This is a genomic window from Bacillus sp. 491mf (assembly GCF_900112415.1).
In the GTDB taxonomy this organism is placed as follows: Bacteria; Bacillota; Bacilli; order Bacillales; family Bacillaceae_G; genus Bacillus_A.
Window position 1 is genome coordinate 83009 of the sequence record NZ_FOLV01000008.1, and the last position, 17917, is coordinate 100925.

Sequence of the window (17917 nt, forward strand, 5' to 3'; positions counted from 1 at the left end):
CTATCTGAAATTATAGAAAATTTAGACAGAAAATTCAGGCTGGATTAGACACCAAGCTAAACAATTACCACTCAATCCTGCATCTAAAATAACAGTAGGATTTCCATTCTCTTCACCAGAAATAATCGTATGAATGCTGCGACCATCCACATTCACAATACTTCCTGGTTCCTTCGTTTCATTCTTTTTTCTAATATACAGATTTGCCGCCGTAAATGGAAATAACACTGTACTTATTGCTGTTTTTAAAAAATAATCCGTTTGAAAACTCATGACAATGACTCTACCTCCGTCAAACTTTTTTAATTTTTTTGTACCTGCTATTAAATAAAGTTCACCCCTCAAGAATAAGAGAATTTCAGTTTATCCCTCCACACACTAAATATTCGCCGTTCATTAAGAAATCTATCTTAAAAATTGTACACTTTCATCAAAATTCAAAATTTTTGTCCTATTTTTAAATTTCAGGGTTTACAAATGTTACCTAATTGTATATACTTACTTACGTAAGAAAAAAATTCCAAAGGAGGTCGAATAATATGATGAAATTAACTGTATATGTAGCACTTGTTTCACAATTAAATAGATGTTCGACCACCCATATGGAGAATTGAAAATCGTATTTACTATGATTTGAATTATTCTGCCACAGGAGGTCGAATGCCTTCCTGTGGCTTTTTCATGCCATGCCGCAGGAACACTCTATCTTCCTGTGGCTTTTTTGTGCGATTTTCACATTCTCACAATTTTTTATATTTGAAAGGAGTAAAAACATATGACATTTCATGTATTCTTTTTAACGATTACGATTCAAAAAGCTCGTTTATCTGAAGTAGAACTTGAACAGAAACAACGTGTTCAACAAATCGTGGACGAAGTAAAAGATCGCCAAATATCGTTTTATAACCATCTGTAATTATGAATATCAAATAGCGATGAAAGGAGATATTTAAAATGATTTTATCTAAGTGGAAAATTATGATTTGGATTGTAGAGGTAGACTCCGCATAACAGAACTATATGAATACAAAGTAAAAAATCGACATAAAAACCCTCTTTCTTTTTAAGCAGGCGAGAGCATCTGGCCATGCATAGAAGCGGTCAGAGCCTCTTTCTGCCACAGGCAAAGTTTCAAACAAAAGGAGAAAGCAAGGAGCGGTCATGTTATATTCTGCATTGCACCGACTTAGATGTTGAAGAATGAAAATGGATTTATATATTATAAAAGTACTAAAAAGATAGTATAAAATCAGTGAAGACACTTCATTCTCCACTGATGAAAAACTCTTACAAAACGGACTTTTCTTGGATAAAGTGAAACTTTAATCAGTGGGGTTTTCTTCATCCCTCACTGATTATCAGCTCCCACCTAACTTCTGAACGAGCCGCTAGAGCTGGACAATGCTTTCGCTGAATTTTGAGGCGGAAGTATTACTGCCCACGAATAGCGGGATAAAATTTGACGGGCAAACAAAAACAAGGTTGTTATATAAAAATATAGGCAACCTTGTTCACTATTTTTATTTATTCCTTTTTAAAAATCTAGTGCATTTGCTTTATCTTTTACTGTATTCACTTTCTGAGGTTGATGAGAAAGGTGCTTGCATTCACGAAATGCAAAATGTTTACAGCCCATACATTTGTTCACATTCAAATGTTCTAAAGCGTAGTTAATTGCATCCCCTGTATGCTCAAAGAAGTTCTGCTTCTCAATTTCAGCATACAGTCCATTTCTAACTAAAGTCGTTTTTAGTTCAGGTTGAATTCCTGCAACTAGAAGTATTCCACCTTGTTGTTTAAACGAATGAACAATACTTCTAAAATAAGACTCTCCTGTCGTATCAATAAAAGGAACTTTTCCCATTCGTAAAATTAAAACTTTAGGTTTATAGTGAATAGTTGCTAAAATGCTTTGTTCAAATGTTTGAGCAGCACCAAAGAATAACGGACCTTCTATTGTATAAATACTAATTTGCGGACAATCATGAGTTTTATTCACCACATGTGGTAACAATTTTTCATTTTTTCTTGAATGATCTGGAAGCACTTTAGATATGACTAGCATGTTGCTCATACGTTTTGTAAATAAAATAATAGCTAAAATAAGACCAATTTCTACTGCTGTTGTTAAACTCGTAAATACAGTAAACAAAAATGTTACAACTAATACAAGAGAATCTCCACTCTTCATTTTAACGATGTGCGCAAAATGTTTTTGCTCACTCATGTTCCAAGCTACTACCATTAAAATAGGAGCCATACTTGCAAGTGGGATATGTGAAGCATATGGAGCTAGTAATAAAAGTGTTAATAAAACAAGAATCCCATGAATAATACCTGATATAGGTGAAGCAGCCCCGCTTTTAATATTAGTCGCTGTTCGAGCGATCGCTCCTGTTGCTGGAATACCTCCAAATAATGGCGTGACAATATTAGCAATTCCTTGACCAATCAGTTCTTTGTTGCTGTTATGTTTACTATTTGTCATTCCATCTGCCACGACAGCAGATAAAAGAGATTCAATACCACCGAGCATCGCAATTACAAATGCCGGACCTATCAGCAATTTGATACGTTCTAATGTGATTTCTGGTACATGAAACTGCGGAAGTGTATTGGGTATCGTACCGTACGCTGTACCAATAGTTGGTACATGACCCGAGAAAAATACCGTTGCAATTAAAGTTGAAATGATTATACCTACTAATGAACCAGGTACTTTTGGAAAAAGCTTTGGCGTTGCGAGTATAACAACAAAGCAGATAAAAGCTGTTATAATGCTGTAAAAATTGACGGTATCAATATGAATAAAGATTTCATTCAGATTTGCTATAAATGCCTCATGCTTTTTTATACCTGTTAAACCTAAAAAGCTAGCAATTTGTCCCGTAAAAATAGTAACAGCAATACCTGATGTAAAACCAACTGTTACAGGACGCGGGATAAACTTAATTAAAGATCCTAATTTAAAGATACCCATTAGACATAAAAGAATTCCGGCTAATAAACCTGCCAGTAACAAATTTTCATATCCATAGGCAATTACAATACTTAAAAGAATTGGAACAAAGGCACCTGTTGGTCCTCCAATTTGATACCTTGAACCACCAAATAGCGCAGTAAGAATTCCAGCAATACATGTTGTATAAATCCCATACTCTGGTTTAACTCCAGAAGCTATAGCAAAAGACATAGCAAGTGGAATCGCAACAACTCCGACAATCGTTCCTGAAAGAAGATCCTTTTGAAAGTGCCTCAATGAGTATCCTTCAAATCTTCCTGTAAATAACCCTTTCATTATAAACCCTTCTTTTCTATTATTAATAAATCTTGCTGTTTCTGAAAGATTAACTACCTCTTAATAAATTTAGATTGTAAATACATTTTTCATGCTCTTATTTAAGGAAAGCATAAGCTTAATATTGACTATACGTTTTGCTCAAATGACACTCTAATTCACCTATATCTCCGCTCTCTTGCACATAGATTTTCAACCTTTCTGCTAGAAGTTCCCCCTCTCGGCCATCTAACTTCTCTGTATCTATAAAGGATTTAATCCATACCTTATCTGGCGTACTATCTCTACGAAACTTTTGACCTGGAACCTCACTCCAAAAGCTCTTCCATCCATCCAATAATCCAATTTGATCAAATAAAAAACTTTGAATCCCACATAACCAAGCTGTACAAGCCGTATTTCTCTTTTGACACCCAACTTCATCTTGTAAATGCTGGCATGAAAAACAACAAGAATTCCCACTTTTAATACAAACATCACATACATGATGAGCTCCTACTGATCGAAATACTTCAATTCCATGTTGAATAATAACTTCTTTCTTAACTTCGATACTCAACCCCCTCCTTTACAATGGTTTTATCATCTTCTTCTAACATCGAAATCGTATCAATTAAATGGTTGTTAAAAATCGCTCGTGCAACTTCCAGTAAGTTCATAATCATTGGATCTCGTAGCGAATATAAAACTCGTTTCCCATCTTTTGTACCGACAACAATATTTTTTGCACGTAATACACTTAGTTGTTGTGAAACGGCAGAACCTTCCTTATTCAAAATGCTTTGAAGTTCATTTACACTTTTTTCACCCTCTGACAATAATTCAAGAATACGGATCCGTAAAGGATGTGATAAAGCTTTGAAAAAGTCAGCCTTAAACTGTTGCATTTCATTTCCCATTCAAACACCTCCATTACTTACTTATCATTTTAAATAATTTAGCAGTATTCTATACATCTTCAAATATTTGAATATGTATAGAATACTGCTATCGTGAATAATTTTCAATACAAATTTTTGACGACATGTAACGGCTAAAAGTCAAATCAGTCATACATATATTTTAATTATTTGTATTACATTTATACTGAGAACGAAAAAAAGCCAGTTACACTCTGTAACCAGCCTTCTTTCTATTTCTTATTTTTTTTCGATTCAAAAAGCCTTACTAAGTTTGAAATAATTGTTTTCAATACAGCATAGGTTGGTACAGCTAAAATCATTCCAATAATTCCAGCAAAATTTCCAACACCAAGAATTAAGATGATAATGGTTAAAGGGTGAATATTTAGTTTCTCACTCATAATTCGCGGTGATAAAATATTACTTTCAAATTGCTGAACAATCGTTACCACAACAATAACCCATACCGCCTGCATTGGCGATACAAATAGTCCAACAATAACCGCCGGCGCTGCTCCAATAAACGGACCTAAATTTGGAATGATATTCGTAAATGCTGCCACAATCCCTAAAATAAATGCATAAGGCAATCCAATAATTAAATAACCAACAAACGTGAAAGCTCCTACAAATAAACAAACAAGTGCTTGTCCTTGAATGTACGCCGCAAGTGTTTCATTCGTTTCTTTAAATAGACGAAGTCCATTTTCACGGTATGATTCTGGAAAAAAACGAACTGCTGCTCCAGGGAATTTATGACCATCTTTAAACATATAAAACAAAATAAATGGAACTGTGAAAACAACTAATGCAACATTTGTTATAATTCCAAATAAGGCAGTTGCACTCGCTGTAATTGTATTTGGTATTTCTTTCAAATACGAAAGAGCATTCTTTTCTAATGTCGCTAACGAAACATAATCTTGTGTTGTAAGCCATTGAAATAGCTTATGATTCGATAAATCTGCTATGTATTCTTTCCCTACTTTAATATACGTTGGCATGTTCGTTACTAAATCCATCAGCTGATGAGATACAACTGGAACTACAACGCCAACTGCAACAGCTATTAATGTAATAATAAAGACATACAATAACAAAATGGATAAACTTCGCGGCACCTTTTTGTTTTCTAAAAAAAGTAGGACAGGATTAAACATAAAATACAAAAATGCAGCAATTAAAATGGGAAAAAATAAAGTGGATATAAAAATACCAATTGGTTGAAATAAAAACGAAATTTTTGTACAGATAAAAATAATCGCTACAACCATCAATACTTCTAATGTCCAAAATTGAACTTTTGATTTCAAAAAAAGAGCCTCCTTTTAAATTTCTTTTATCATTGTAACAAATCGAAGCAAAAATTTATATGTTATTTCCTCTTTCTTTATTCCAAAACATTAATAAATAAACTACAATAAAAACATATAAGGTGAAACTTTTGTCAGTTGTGTTTTTATTTTCTACTGATGATAAATTGAACTAATCGGACTTTACGGGCAGTTATCCCCTACTTATCTCCTTTGTATTTCTCAAAGCCGTAAAATGGGAGATTATTGCCCGCAAATAACAAGATAAAAATTTGTAACTAAAAGGTGATAACTATGCCAATATGCAGTATATGTAGAGATGAAAAACAATGTACAGAACAATATGTAATTCCAGAAGTGTTATGTGGATATTACTATATCAACACAGTGTGTGAAACCTGCTATGAAAACGTAATAGCAAGTATAGATCGTATATTAATTAGCCATAAATTAATACAGTATAAAATAGATCAACTCAAACATCAAGTTGACTCTCCTCTTCTTCTAGACATATATGATGAAGAAAAATATACAAATGGAGAAACGGATATTGATGAGTTCCAATTCTCAAATTCTCTCATAATGAAACTATGTAAAAGAAACGATATATCACTTCATAATGAAATATGGAAAGAAGAACGAGTAACGAAAGTTGCGGGTTCTATTCAACGTGAATTACTTCTGGATAATCGCAAATATAAGATGAGCTTATTGAAAATGGCTTATTTATTCGCTATACATAATATAGATGGTTATATTAGTGATCCCGACGCAGTTGTAATTTCTAATATTTTATCAAACATCGATTTCATTGAATTAAAAGATAGAAATATTGTACGAGATTTAAGCAAAAGTTCATTGTGGAACACATTAAGTACCGACTGTGAAAACCATTATTTCATTTTGTTAAGTGACAAAGATGGATTATTTTGCTTTATTCGTTTCTTTGATGTGTTTGATGTCGTTGTTCATCTGTCTAAAAAAAGATACGACCTTCCGTCACCAATTGTCGGTGTAAATGATGCAAACAACCAAGTATTTTATAAAAAAAGTTTAAAAGAATATATGAATGGATTGTTTAAGCCAACAAACAGAATTAAATCTTAAAACTAATTGATTTGCTTTCAAAAAGAAGAACGTACGCTCTCCTTTTTTACATAAACAAGATTGTGCTATAATAATGAAAAGAACGATACAATCACATTAATAAACTAAATTAGCATATAAATAAAAAAAGACTAGCGTGCGGCAACACACTAGTCCCATATAACTCAGCAGAGTGGATTATTCATTATCCTATTTGTTTCTCATGAATTAAACAACCCACCTTCTATTGGCGTAGAGTGGGTTGTTATTTTTTGAGCTTGTCGATTAATAACACAACAAACGTTAGCAATGCAACGAGAAAAAGACCGCCTTGCAAAAGCAACGAAAGTTCGCTCAATTTATCACCTCCCAACATTAGAGAAGTGATAATAAAACAACCACTCTGACCATGAGTTACTCTTTCATTTTATCATAATTTTCATTTATTTACGATGAAAACCGGCAAGCTTTATATTTGCCGGTTATTTTGTTGTGTTGAGAAATAACAAATGTGACATACTAAGAAAAAAGAGGGTAGCCATATGCGTAAAGGGATAAGAAAAGGTATAAAACATATTAGTATTATCACTTTCATTGTTTTTGCTGGAGGAATAATTTGGTTATATGGTACAAATTCCGGCCATAAACTGCGTGAAATGATAGGAGGGTCTATTCTGTCATCACAGCATCCACAATTTGCAAGATTACTCCTGTCGAAAGAAGAAATTCATCAACTTCAAACTGCTATTTATGCACCGCCAACAAAAAAATCAAAGCTTCCTAATGGTTTATTTCCTCATAAAAAACAACCATTATCTGTAACTGTAGAGACCATTGAAGATCCGCATTTCACAGCAAAAGTAATGAAAGTAAATGACCCCACTACCATTCATTTAGTAAGTACGAAATATCATGATCAAGGACAACCGTTATCTGATCTCATTGAACAAAATGGAGCTATTGCAGGTATCAATGCAGGAGGCTTTATAGATCCCGGAGGTGTTGGGCGAGGTGGACAAATTATCGGAATCGCACTTTCTGATGGTATGATTCGTTCAGAGCCTGGTTTTAGTGAAGATACACGCAATCTTATTTGTGGATTCACCAAAAAAGGACAATTCATTACAGGTATGTATTCTATAAATGAGTTAAAGCGTATGAACGTAACGCAAGCCGTAGCGTTCGAACCGCAGTTGATTGTAGATGAAAAAAATATGGTGACAGATCAAATTGAAGAAGCGTTTGGCTGGGCACCACGAACAGGCATTGGTCAAGATGCCGAAGGGAATGTCTTCATGATTGTAACAGACGGAAGGTTTTATTGGAACAAAAACCATCGCGGTGCTTCCATGAGAGATATGGTTTCCCTTTTCAAAAAATACAAATGTATAGATGCGTTTGCCTTAGACGGTGGAGGTTCCGCAACGATGATTTATAAAGGAAAGCTACAATTAAAACCAGCAACCGAAACGTCTGTAGGGATGCGCTATCTTCCAAATGCATTTGTTATTATCCCAAAAGAATAGGCAATACGAAAGAATCCTTACAAACCGAGTATTTACGCTTTCGGCTAGTAAGGATTCATGTATAGACAGTATGTTATGAATGATGACTGTTTCTCTCTTGAACCTTATTCATAACGGTATCATAAAACGCTCCCTCATCATCGACATTGATGTGAACTTTTGTTACTGTTTTTTGAAACCCATAAAACATAGTTGCCCGCATTGGCTTTACTAATACGATTTCGAGTTTTGCTGGTTCTTTCATAAACTCGTTTACCGAGGCATCAAAAATTTGTTTTTGTTCAAATTTAGAAGGTAATGCTCCTTTATTATGATGGATGCTTTCGATATCACAAAATGGGACAACAAGCTGTTTCGTCAATCCAACTTGTAAAATAAGCTCTTTATCAGTTACAACATATGGACATAAACGAATTGCTTGTATTTCTGCTAAGAAAAATATTACAGCGTAAATATTTAAGATTAGCAGAATCCATGCTACAACCGGATTCCATTGATGAAGAAAATAATGAAAACCGATTGATTCAATTAAAGTTGCATGTATGAGCATAATATAAAATGCAATAGCACCTGTTTTTTTATGATACGTGAACACTTCTGAACCTGTACGTACTTTTTTACGCCAAGAAAATAACGCGTAGTAAAACAACTTACACTCAGATAAGAATACATTCACACCAACACTTTTGGAAACGGAATGATACACTGCCTTTTCGATTGCATATGAAAAAGATGGATATACGTTCCTATATTTTTTATATGAGCAAAAAATTGCAGGTAGTTTCCTTGCTATTTTGTAAAAAAGATAAAGCTCTAAGCAAAGAAATGCAATCTCCCCAGCCACTAATAAGTATGTGATAAACGGATAAGATTCAAAATACGGATCTGGAATAATAAATTTTGCAGCCACGTAACCTGCTAATATGACAGGAAAGATGTATTTTAGTGAATATCGTTTTCTAATAATAATAATGTAAGTGACGATTGGAATAGTAAGTATAAAATCAAACATAGAACCGAGTGCTACTCTGCTAGGTAAAGGTGACATTATTGGTAATGTATAAACTAGAATATTCGAAAGGACAATCAAACTCGTAATAGCAAGCCAGATTAACCATCGTTTCTGAGTTATAGCTTGATTCATGTAATCATTCCTTTTCAACTGAAAATTTCATTTAAATGTTCTTTATAAAATGTAATAGCTTTTTCAAATTCCTTTACACCTTCTGTCTTTACTACCACATCTAGCAGCAGTTTCATCGCATCTTCATGAGATTGTACATTGTATTTTGCTAATGATAAAAATACTTTCATGGCGTCATCATCTGGATAACGTTTCATTCCTGCTTCCAATGTAGCTATAGCCCTATCATAATCTCCAATACACCGATATGTACTTCCTAAACCGATATAAGCACCTCGCAAACTCTCCCCTTCTAATCCTAATTCAATCGCTTTCTCGTAATATGGCACAGCTTCCGTTTCCATTCCCATAGCGTCGTGTGTCCAGGCACATTGAAAGTAGATTTCTGGACTTTGCGAATAATTTGTTAAACGTAACAATATCTCTCTTGATTCAGTAAATTTTTTCTCATTACGCAATTGAATTGCCTTTTTTAATAGATTCTCCATCTTTTCACCCTATATTTGTATTCTTTCTTCATTCTCATGAATAAATAACAACTTGTTCTTTTTCAGAATGTATCGTTGCAAATTTATTGATAAGAGATCTTGCTGTATTTGTTTTACCCGGACATACTTGAACTTCACCATCTTTAGAAATAATATAGTGATTCGTTTCAGAGGTATAAAGCGCATTAGAAGTATTTGCAACCATAAAATCTGCTTGTGCACCTTCCATTCGGATTTGTGCTCTCGTTATTAACTCTTGTTGACTTATACCGCTCTCTAACTTAAATCCAACTAACAAAACACCTGGATCCCATTGTTTAATTTGTGCGAGTACTTTTGGAGCTTTCTTAAAATGAATAACAGGCGGCATATCGCTTGATAACTTTCCTGATTTATCTATTATATTTCCTTCTCGATCGACAATTTTATCAACAACCCAATCCGATCCAGCTGCCGCCATAATTACAATATCTATTTTTTCACTAGTAATAATTTGTTTCATTTTATCTTGTAAATCGATAATTCCTTCAAAAGAATGAGAGGAAAGATTATGAGCCGCGTCAGGTTTTTCTGCAAAGTAACCATGTATATATATAACAGAGGCACCAGTCTTCAGTGCTTCTTCTGCAAGAAGTTTCCCCATTCTTCCAGTCGATAAATTCGTATGCCCACGTACTTCATCCCATTTTTCTAAACAGCCGCCACTTGTTATCAGTACCTTTTTCCCCTTCATGTTCTCCATCCTTTAGTTACATATTTGCTTCGTGTGCTTTTGTGTTAAAAACCATTCCGTTCCAAAATCAACGGCTTCTCGCTGCTTCATTAATTTACATGATGCATTCCCTATATTTCCATATATAACCGATCCAGTTTCATCAAAGGCTTTTCCTAATGGTTCAAAATCATCAGAATCATAGTCAAATTCCTCATACTCTTTCCATGCGCGAACTCCATTTTCGATAATTGGTGCTCCAATTTGGACTTTTTCTCGATATTGCGAACGAACTTCAGATAAATGAAGTGATGTATTCGAATCATGATCCACTCCGATCAATAATATATATCCATCTAAATCATATATTTCCCCTAAAGGTGACTGTTCTCCAAAACTAGGAGCAAGGATATGTCCGTCAATAATTTGCTTTGCGTGTTTCCCCCACGCTGCAAAGCTATGTAACGGATGATTACTTCTTTTTGTATTCGGATATGTTCGAAAACATTCCACTACTTCCCCCATACTTCGCGTTGGCGTTGTTTCCGGATGAAACGGTGGTACATTGTCACGAATAATTTCCCACCAACTTTCTGGGACAGGTGGCATTTGCCAATTTTTTGGATCAGATAGATCACTCGTCTGAGTTGGCATAATAATTGTTCCTTCTTCTGTAACTATTTCCATTAAAGCCTCTACTACCGCCAAAGCCCCTCCACTTACCCAACCAATCGAACTAAGTGATGAATGTACAATAACGTTCATTCCTTCTGTAATACCTAGTTTTCGTAAATCGCTTACAATTGTATGAATTGTATTTGGCATTTTTGTTTTAGCAATTATATCGTTTATATTCATAACAAATCCCCTATAACCTTTAATAGATTTTCTTTTATCTTCCATTTATATATTATCATATTTTTCTTAATTTTTAATTTAAAAAGGACTACCTTCTATTATAAACAGAAAAAAGATGACCTTATAAGATCATCTTCTCATGCTGTTATTTTCTCCCCTTTTTTCTCCATAACGGCCGCAAAACTATGTAAAATCATCCCTACGACAACAAGACTCATTCCAATCCAAGATAAATTTGATGGAAATGGTACTGACAATAACATTAATTCACCAAATAGTGCGAATAATACTTCACCAAATTGCGTTGCTTCAACTGTTGCTAATTTTTGCGGATCATCTTTTACATGAATAGACTCATTAAGCAAACTTGAAAGAACCCGCTATATACAAGTTAAAAAACGACATAAAACCTCCTTTCTTTTCAGGGAGACGATGGCATTTGACCATGTATAGAAATAGTTAGGGCCTGTTTCCGCTAAAACAAAAGGAGAAAGTGGGTGTAGGTCATGTTACATTTTGCATTGCTGCGGCTTATATGTCGGAAAATTAAAATGGATATATACTTAAGTCAACGAAACGTATTTTTTAGTTCTTATAAAAATAAAACCATAAATTCTTCATCTCGATACATTTCATCAATTTTCAATGCCCTTTTTTCTACTCCATATGATTCAAACCCAATTGATTGATATAATTTTTTTGCTGCAATATTATCTGAAACAACTGATAAGCCAATTTGTTCTACATTTAACTTCTTTGCTTCTTTTACACTTTCATGTATTAGATTACGTGCATACCCTTTCCCTCTACTTTGAGAACTTACATACATTCCAACAATATGCCCTTTATGACGTAGTGCTGCTCGTAATTCTGTTAATAGTGTTACAATCCCTACTAACTTATTATTCTCATCAAAAGCACCAAATGTATAGCTATGTTCCCCTTGTAAATTTTTTATTACTTCCTGAATGGGTTCTTCCTTTTTGATTGCTTCTTCATATGTAGTAACATAAGCTTCTGGATTTTTTTGCAATGCTTCTAAGCGTAAATCCCAATAATTTTCTGCATCCACTCCAGTTAATTTTCTAATCATGAGGCCACATCCTTTCTTACATATATGTTTGTATGATAAACAAACATATAGTTTACATAACTATATTATATATAACTTTTAACTCTGTAATGAAAAAATACGAATTACCTCATCAATTTTATTCATAGTAGCATCATTTAATTGAACATTTTCAGTTCGATATAAGCAATATGCCTTCTGTAGACCAGTATGCAAATTTATTTGTGGCACGTATAAATGATATGCATTTAATTTTTCTATATTCATTGTGTAAGGAACATTACGAAACGGAAAATAGTTTCGTGTTGAAATGCCAGGATTTAATACGGTTTCATCTACTTCTACCGTATGCGCTTCTATTCCTACTATTTGGCTTGCTATATCGATAAGTGTCTTCCATTTTATATCTTCTGGATACGACAAATTATAAGCTTGTCCGTTAGATTGTTCTGAACCTATTACACTTTCCATAACCAAAGCGACATCATCTATGTGCACAAATTGCACTGGCCCCACATGTTTTGGAATAGGAATAGGAAGTTTTTTGGTTAAGCGATCGAATATATATGCTTCTCTATATAAATTATTGCCTTCACCATAAATATATGAAGGTCTAAAAATCGTAATTGGAAAACCTTCCTGTTTATATAAGGCGAATAAATAATCCTCTGCTCCCTTTTTATCGAGCCCATATTGTCCCCAATTATAATTTTCTGCTCGCTCAAATTCTTCAAATAGAGTTTGATTAGTAGGAGCATAAACTGCTCCTGAACTACACAATACATATCGCTTTAAATTACTTCTATCTACATAATCAAGCAATGTTTTTACATGATTCTTATGATAAGCTGTAATATCAAAAATATAGTCATACTGTTTATCTGAAATGTTTTTCTTTATGTCTAAAGGAACATTTCGATCTCCTATAAAATGTGTACGTACTCCTTGATATGTGACTTCCCGTGTTCCTCTCGTGAAAATATCTACTTCATATCCTTTAGAAATAAAAAACTTTGCTAACGCTTCACTAACAAACTGCGTACCACCCATTACTAATATTTGAACCATCTATGTATCCCCCATTTTCTAAAGAATCTATTTACACTATAAGTTTAAAACTCTAACCCATAGTTCTCCATAATAACCTCTAAGTTTAACTTTCTCATCATGAACTTCTCTGGCTCTGTAATTTTTTCAAATCCATATTGCTCATATAACGCATGTGCATCTTTCGTAACCAACATAAATCGTGTGCCATGAATCTTTGGATGCTTTACAATCGTCTCTATTAATCTCTTACTTACTCCCCTTCCTCTATAAGCTGGTAAAATAAAGACATCTGCTAACCAAGAGAAGCGAACAAAATCGGTAACAACTCTTGCAAACCCTATTTGTTGATCCGTTTCACTTTCATATACACCATAACAAAGCGATGAATTCTTAATTGCTTCGACAACTAATTCTTTAGGCATCCCTTTCGCCCAATAGGAGTCATTACAAAGAAACTCATGAATCGTATCGATTTGTAACAAATCTTTATTTGTTGAAATATAATAATTGTTATTTTCCTCTACGTATAAGGCAGCTTCCTTCATTTCAAGTTCCTCCTTATTTCACAAAGATAAAGGTAAATGTAATTGCTTCGGGATATTGTTTAGAAATCCCGGTGTATATTTCAACGTAATAGAATAAGAGTGCTGCTTAAAATGTAATGTATTTTCTTTTTTGTTTACGTTTTGAATAAACTCAAGATCTGGAGTTCCAAAGGTAACATTCATTTTGGGCATTAACGCCTTCATATCAATTGGAATCCACGGCCTTCCTTCTTTCACAACAACCGCATGTACAGTTCCTCCAATTACAAAATTAAATGTATCTTGGTCATGTATCGTCCTCATTTGCAATGTATTTTTTAGCCATTCTCGAAACAGAGGAACAGATGGAACTGGAAATCCAACTTCTCTTACATATATAACTTGCAAAGGACCACTTCTTTGTAAAACCTCTTCTTTTACATACTCATGTGAAATAATCTCAAGAATATTTCCATCACCGTCTTTGAAATATACAGCTTTACTTACATTAGAATGATGAGTAACCTTTTCTCCTTCTCTATCCTTTAAAATATGGACACCAGATTGTGTGAGCCACAATGCAATTTCATCAAACAGAGAGTACGGTACTTGAAATGCAAAATGAGTTGGCACAATTGGTTCTAATATTTCTTTGAAGCTAATGGTTGTAAAAGGAGTAATTTGAAATTGAATGTATGTTTCCGTTTGTTTTGCAATAGGAAATTGTAGTGTATCGGCATATACTTGTTTTGTACCCTCAATGGATAATGTTTGTAATTCTATATCTGAAAAATGTGTAATCATATAGCATCCCTCACAATATTTATTTACTACTAGTGTATAAGATATACATATTAAAAGAATCCACTTAAAGAGGGATAATCTACGTGCTACTTTTGTAGTATTTGCTTTCCAACTTCTTTATCAAATCTATATATTTTCAATAGGCTGCTCTCCTTTTCTATGTAAAATAAAACGACCACCTCGCTCTATAATATGCTCCCAATTACGCATAACTTGCTCTACCGTTATACATTGGTATGGATTAAACATCGTTTGGCCATCTTTATTAAATACGAGATTATCCGTTAATGAATAGCAAGCATGAACAATTAATCCAGCTTGCTCCCAAACGAGCACATCACCTTCCTGAATGATCTTTGTATCTATTTCTTCAAATTTTTTACTACGTAAAATTTGAAGGAATGTGTTTGGCTGCATCCATTCGTTTATGTATTCTGTAGCCTTCTTTTTATCTGTTTCAATCGCAGCCAAAGTAGCAACTAAGCAATTAGGTCCATTTTTATCAATTAATTGATTTATATAAGGCGAAATATTATTCTTCATGAAATCATCAATTAATACAGACTGTTCCTGCACAAACATTTCTGCAACATTTCAAAAAACTCTTCTCTTAACATGCTAAAACGATAACGATCAATAAATTCCCCGTGTCTCAGTCGATCTTTTCTCATTAATCCTTCACATACAAATCCAGCCCGTTCATAACTCTTCATCGCTTTCGTATTATCTGCATCTACTCGTAGCCAAATTTTTTCTAAATTGAACTGTTCAAAGCCAATTTGTAGCATTTCATATAAAGCAGCCATCCCGTAACCTTTTCCCCAGTATCGTTTATCTCCAATCGCAATTCCGAGCTCTGCATTTTTATTTGTTCTATCAAAATTTTTCAAATCTACCCAGCCAATATGCACACCATCTTCAGAACAAATCGCTCTTTGTTCATAACCATTTGTACGATTAACACACATTTCAATCCATTTTCTTGTCTCTTCACGTGTGAAAGGTGGATATTGATCTGGAACAACCAAATGCTTCGTTACTTCTTTATCTAAAGACCATTGATAGCGTTCTTCTATATCATTTAGTGATAATTCTCTTAATTGAACATTCGGTAAATTAAACATGTAATCATTCCTCATTTTTATATGTTTGTACAATTAGTTCTCCTATATTTTGCAGCACTTGTTCTAGTTGATACCACTCTGTATTTTCATCGCTTGCTTGAACAAATCCAATACAAAATAACACTCGATCTTCTAAATATAAATAACCAGCATCATTACAAACTGTTTCAAGCCCACCAGTCATATGTAACCATTCATGTTGATTTGAGAATCGGAAACCGTCTGGGTCTTCTAGTTCTTTTAAAGATTCGAAGATAAACATATTCTCTGTTTCATGCTTATATAAGAATTTCATGAATTGAAAAACACTAGCTGGTGTACCGTAATTTTTAGTTATACTCGTATTATCCTTATTAACGAGTATATCGAGTTTCATATGCTGTAATTCAATATTCATCTCTCTTATATTAATTTTTTCTAAAATAGAATCATATGCTTCTCTCGAATGTTTACGAATAGCCTCTTTAATTGTTATTGGTGCTATATGCTCGTTTTTCTGAAAAGCAATACTACCTACAATCCATTTTGCCAAACTTGCTAAAGGGAACTTTTTATTTTCATTTATACATAGCGTTTCCCTTGTTTTTGTGTCATACAAATACAGACCTATTTCAACAGAAGAAGGAATGAGTTGTTGGATATCCTTTATCAAAAGTTTATTAAGTCCCATTACTTTTCCACCTTCCCAATACAAAACCCCTCAAAAAGTCGACCTCCGTACTTATCTAAAATACCATTCACAAATACAATAACCTTCTCCTTCTCTCCTGTTTTATAAAACTGTTCAAATACAGATACAAACTCTGCAGCAAATCGTTCATCATATCTCTTTAACGTTTTCATGAACCACTTTGAATGTCCTGTCCAACAATTATTCATGCGCAATATAAATTCATGAACAAGATCCGCAAGATGATTTGCGATAAACAATTCATCTTCTCGTTTTGTTGCACCAATATAGTCATCTAATACATCCGTAATAAAATAAAGTTTCTGTTGTATCATTTCTTTTGTCCACGGTTCTGGTCCTTTTTCCAATAGTTGCTGCGCTTCTTTCTTAATAGCTGGTATGATGCCTTTTATATCTTTTAGCACAATTCCTTCTGTAACGAGCTGCGGTAAAGAAGGACGGCCACGTTTGCAATCACTCGCAAAAAAGTCTTTATAAGATGTAAAATTATGTACAAACACTTCAACAGGCCATCCATTTGCTATGAATGATTCACGGTACGCTGAAGAAAGCGTACTATCAAAAATGATAATGTCTAGATCAGAAGTTTTTGTTCCCTCTCCTCTTGCAATACTTCCACCTAAAAGGGCCGCGTCACAATTTGGAAATTGAGATGCAAGAACTTTTTTAGCTGCCACAACTGGTTCCATATGTATCTCCCCTATTAGTTTATTATTTATATATTCTTTACTATCTATTATTACTTATGATATATTCGACATTACTTTTGGATTTTCCTATTTTTAAATAAAAATACGGTATGTGAAATTTTAAAACTAATCCTTATTTATTCTTATATAACATTTTAATTTTTCACTATATAAATGTGAGCGTAAACAAGCAGAAAGTACACCAGATACGCAGGAAATTTGTGAACAGCTACAATTAGTGTAGATTCAAAAAGGAAAAATGAAGAAATTAGTTTTGATTAATAGGAAGGCTATCATCATTTCATGTGATGATAGCTTTTTGCATTTAGTAATGAGCTTCTCTATTTTTTTTGAAAGACTACACTACGCCCTCCACTTCGTATCGGCTGTGGCATAATAAATAAAGTGAAACTTTAATCAGTGGGGGATTTCTTCATCCCCCACTGATTATCAGCCCTCACCAATCGGGCTTTTACGGGCAGTTTATCTCCCGCCTAACTTCTTAAGAAAAGCGGAAGCGGCTCGTTCAGAATCGTAGAACGTTGGAGCACAGAGCAGAGAGGCGCTTTTGGCCTCGTCCGAGGGGGCCGAAACGACCGGAGATTCTAGCCGCTAGAGCTGGACTATGCTCTCGCC

The 17917-nt window shown here is 33.9% G+C and carries 21 protein-coding genes and 1 pseudogene; 3 read left to right on the top strand and 19 right to left on the bottom strand.

The window, feature by feature from the left end:
* Window positions 1–21: 21 nt before the first annotated feature.
* Window positions 22–273: a hypothetical protein gene (locus tag BM211_RS10370; protein ID WP_177206913.1), complete on the bottom strand. Its 252-nt coding sequence runs from the start codon at window positions 271–273 to the stop codon at window positions 22–24.
* 502 nt (window positions 274–775) lie between these two features.
* On the opposite strand from BM211_RS10370, the gene BM211_RS10375 reads away from it, so the two are divergent.
* Window positions 776–916, top strand: coding sequence for a YrzI family small protein (locus BM211_RS10375; protein WP_035432261.1), 141 nt, complete (start codon window positions 776–778; stop codon window positions 914–916).
* A gap of 618 nt (window positions 917–1534) precedes the next feature.
* Here BM211_RS10375 and BM211_RS10380 read toward each other — a convergent pair.
* The 4 genes from BM211_RS10380 to BM211_RS10395 form a co-directional block, all read right to left on the bottom strand.
* The gene (locus BM211_RS10380) at window positions 1535–3298 is read right to left on the bottom strand and encodes a SulP family inorganic anion transporter (protein WP_090996880.1); all 1764 of its coding nucleotides are present in this window, start codon (window positions 3296–3298) and stop codon (window positions 1535–1537) included.
* Window positions 3299–3416: 118 nt separating this feature from the next.
* Window positions 3417–3857 (bottom strand): hypothetical protein, encoded by a 441-nt coding sequence (locus tag BM211_RS10385; protein ID WP_035432264.1) that lies wholly within the window; start codon window positions 3855–3857, stop codon window positions 3417–3419.
* Window positions 3841–4197, bottom strand: a complete 357-nt coding sequence (locus BM211_RS10390; RefSeq protein ID WP_020061802.1) for an ArsR/SmtB family transcription factor — start codon at window positions 4195–4197, stop codon at window positions 3841–3843. The genes BM211_RS10385 and BM211_RS10390 overlap by 17 nt, the downstream gene beginning before the upstream one ends.
* 233 nt (window positions 4198–4430) lie before the next feature.
* Window positions 4431–5513 carry an AI-2E family transporter gene (locus tag BM211_RS10395; RefSeq protein WP_035432266.1) on the bottom strand — a complete coding sequence of 361 codons (1083 nt, stop codon included), beginning with the start codon at window positions 5511–5513 and terminating at the stop codon, window positions 4431–4433.
* Between the two features lie 294 nt (window positions 5514–5807).
* Here BM211_RS10395 and BM211_RS10400 point away from each other — a divergent pair, with 294 nt between their 5' ends.
* Window positions 5808–6620, top strand: a complete 813-nt coding sequence (locus tag BM211_RS10400) for an HNH endonuclease (RefSeq protein ID WP_090996883.1) — start codon at window positions 5808–5810, stop codon at window positions 6618–6620.
* 244 nt (window positions 6621–6864) lie between these two features.
* On the opposite strand, the gene BM211_RS27045 is transcribed toward BM211_RS10400, so the two are convergent.
* The gene (locus BM211_RS27045; protein ID WP_090996886.1) at window positions 6865–6957 is read right to left on the bottom strand and encodes a putative holin-like toxin; all 93 of its coding nucleotides are present in this window, start codon (window positions 6955–6957) and stop codon (window positions 6865–6867) included.
* Window positions 6958–7141: 184 nt separating this feature from the next.
* Here BM211_RS27045 and BM211_RS10410 point away from each other — a divergent pair, with 184 nt between their 5' ends.
* The gene (locus tag BM211_RS10410) at window positions 7142–8125 is read left to right on the top strand and encodes a phosphodiester glycosidase family protein (RefSeq protein WP_090996888.1); all 984 of its coding nucleotides are present in this window, start codon (window positions 7142–7144) and stop codon (window positions 8123–8125) included.
* 73 nt (window positions 8126–8198) lie between these two features.
* Here BM211_RS10410 and BM211_RS10415 read toward each other — a convergent pair whose 3' ends face one another.
* The 13 genes and pseudogenes from BM211_RS10415 to BM211_RS10475 form a co-directional block, all read right to left on the bottom strand.
* On the bottom strand, window positions 8199–9269 hold the full coding sequence (locus BM211_RS10415) for a hypothetical protein (protein ID WP_090996891.1): 1071 nt from the start codon (window positions 9267–9269) through the stop codon (window positions 8199–8201).
* Between the two features lie 14 nt (window positions 9270–9283).
* The gene (locus BM211_RS10420; protein ID WP_090996893.1) at window positions 9284–9757 is read right to left on the bottom strand and encodes a tetratricopeptide repeat protein; all 474 of its coding nucleotides are present in this window, start codon (window positions 9755–9757) and stop codon (window positions 9284–9286) included.
* Window positions 9758–9791: 34 nt separating this feature from the next.
* Complete coding sequence (locus BM211_RS10425; protein ID WP_090996896.1) at window positions 9792–10490, bottom strand: phosphopantothenoylcysteine decarboxylase domain-containing protein; 699 nt, start codon at window positions 10488–10490, stop codon at window positions 9792–9794.
* Window positions 10491–10502: 12 nt separating this feature from the next.
* Window positions 10503–11327 carry an AAC(3) family N-acetyltransferase gene (locus BM211_RS10430; protein WP_090996899.1) on the bottom strand — a complete coding sequence of 275 codons (825 nt, stop codon included), beginning with the start codon at window positions 11325–11327 and terminating at the stop codon, window positions 10503–10505.
* Between the two features lie 137 nt (window positions 11328–11464).
* Window positions 11465–11671: pseudogene (locus BM211_RS10435) on the bottom strand (multidrug resistance efflux transporter family protein); the annotation flags it as partial.
* A 248-nt stretch (window positions 11672–11919) separates the two neighbouring features.
* On the bottom strand, window positions 11920–12420 hold the full coding sequence (locus BM211_RS10440; RefSeq protein WP_090996902.1) for a GNAT family N-acetyltransferase: 501 nt from the start codon (window positions 12418–12420) through the stop codon (window positions 11920–11922).
* A gap of 78 nt (window positions 12421–12498) precedes the next feature.
* Window positions 12499–13467 (bottom strand): NAD-dependent epimerase/dehydratase family protein, encoded by a 969-nt coding sequence (locus BM211_RS10445; protein ID WP_090996905.1) that lies wholly within the window; start codon window positions 13465–13467, stop codon window positions 12499–12501.
* A 44-nt stretch (window positions 13468–13511) separates the two neighbouring features.
* Window positions 13512–13994 (bottom strand): GNAT family N-acetyltransferase, encoded by a 483-nt coding sequence (locus tag BM211_RS10450; RefSeq protein WP_090996907.1) that lies wholly within the window; start codon window positions 13992–13994, stop codon window positions 13512–13514.
* 18 nt (window positions 13995–14012) lie between these two features.
* Window positions 14013–14777 carry a VOC family protein gene (locus BM211_RS10455; protein WP_090996910.1) on the bottom strand — a complete coding sequence of 255 codons (765 nt, stop codon included), beginning with the start codon at window positions 14775–14777 and terminating at the stop codon, window positions 14013–14015.
* A gap of 126 nt (window positions 14778–14903) precedes the next feature.
* On the bottom strand, window positions 14904–15359 hold the full coding sequence (locus BM211_RS10460) for a hypothetical protein (protein WP_090996913.1): 456 nt from the start codon (window positions 15357–15359) through the stop codon (window positions 14904–14906).
* Window positions 15332–15901 carry a GNAT family N-acetyltransferase gene (locus tag BM211_RS10465; RefSeq protein WP_090997018.1) on the bottom strand — a complete coding sequence of 190 codons (570 nt, stop codon included), beginning with the start codon at window positions 15899–15901 and terminating at the stop codon, window positions 15332–15334. The genes BM211_RS10460 and BM211_RS10465 overlap by 28 nt, the downstream gene beginning before the upstream one ends.
* Window positions 15902–15905: 4 nt before the next feature.
* The gene (locus BM211_RS10470; RefSeq protein WP_090996916.1) at window positions 15906–16571 is read right to left on the bottom strand and encodes a serine hydrolase; all 666 of its coding nucleotides are present in this window, start codon (window positions 16569–16571) and stop codon (window positions 15906–15908) included.
* Window positions 16571–17281 (bottom strand): nucleotidyltransferase domain-containing protein, encoded by a 711-nt coding sequence (locus BM211_RS10475; RefSeq protein WP_090996919.1) that lies wholly within the window; start codon window positions 17279–17281, stop codon window positions 16571–16573. Before BM211_RS10475 ends, BM211_RS10470 begins: the two co-directional genes overlap by 1 nt.
* Window positions 17282–17917 lie beyond the last annotated feature (636 nt).

Excerpts from the sequence above, each read along its gene's own strand:
- BM211_RS10370 (WP_177206913.1), bottom strand. The coding sequence starts at position 273 with ATGAGTTTTCAAACGGATTATTTTTTAAAAACAGCAATAAGTACAGTG.
- BM211_RS10425 (WP_090996896.1), bottom strand. The coding sequence starts at position 10,490 with ATGAAGGGGAAAAAGGTACTGATAACAAGTGGCGGCTGTTTAGAAAAA.
- BM211_RS10430 (WP_090996899.1), bottom strand. The coding sequence starts at position 11,327 with ATGAATATAAACGATATAATTGCTAAAACAAAAATGCCAAATACAATT.
- BM211_RS10470 (WP_090996916.1), bottom strand. The coding sequence starts at position 16,571 with ATGGGACTTAATAAACTTTTGATAAAGGATATCCAACAACTCATTCCT.
- BM211_RS10410 (WP_090996888.1), top strand. The coding sequence starts at position 7,142 with ATGCGTAAAGGGATAAGAAAAGGTATAAAACATATTAGTATTATCACT.
- BM211_RS10415 (WP_090996891.1), bottom strand. The coding sequence starts at position 9,269 with ATGAATCAAGCTATAACTCAGAAACGATGGTTAATCTGGCTTGCTATT.
- BM211_RS10460 (WP_090996913.1), bottom strand. The coding sequence starts at position 15,359 with ATGTTTGTGCAGGAACAGTCTGTATTAATTGATGATTTCATGAAGAAT.
- BM211_RS10400 (WP_090996883.1), top strand. The coding sequence starts at position 5,808 with ATGCCAATATGCAGTATATGTAGAGATGAAAAACAATGTACAGAACAA.
- BM211_RS10445 (WP_090996905.1), bottom strand. The coding sequence starts at position 13,467 with ATGGTTCAAATATTAGTAATGGGTGGTACGCAGTTTGTTAGTGAAGCG.
- BM211_RS10450 (WP_090996907.1), bottom strand. The coding sequence starts at position 13,994 with ATGAAGGAAGCTGCCTTATACGTAGAGGAAAATAACAATTATTATATT.
- BM211_RS10420 (WP_090996893.1), bottom strand. The coding sequence starts at position 9,757 with ATGGAGAATCTATTAAAAAAGGCAATTCAATTGCGTAATGAGAAAAAA.
- BM211_RS10455 (WP_090996910.1), bottom strand. The coding sequence starts at position 14,777 with ATGATTACACATTTTTCAGATATAGAATTACAAACATTATCCATTGAG.
- BM211_RS10380 (WP_090996880.1), bottom strand. The coding sequence starts at position 3,298 with ATGAAAGGGTTATTTACAGGAAGATTTGAAGGATACTCATTGAGGCAC.
- BM211_RS10390 (WP_020061802.1), bottom strand. The coding sequence starts at position 4,197 with ATGGGAAATGAAATGCAACAGTTTAAGGCTGACTTTTTCAAAGCTTTA.
- BM211_RS10475 (WP_090996919.1), bottom strand. The coding sequence starts at position 17,281 with ATGGAACCAGTTGTGGCAGCTAAAAAAGTTCTTGCATCTCAATTTCCA.
- BM211_RS10440 (WP_090996902.1), bottom strand. The coding sequence starts at position 12,420 with ATGATTAGAAAATTAACTGGAGTGGATGCAGAAAATTATTGGGATTTA.
- BM211_RS10465 (WP_090997018.1), bottom strand. The coding sequence starts at position 15,901 with ATGTTTAATTTACCGAATGTTCAATTAAGAGAATTATCACTAAATGAT.
- BM211_RS10375 (WP_035432261.1), top strand. The coding sequence starts at position 776 with ATGACATTTCATGTATTCTTTTTAACGATTACGATTCAAAAAGCTCGT.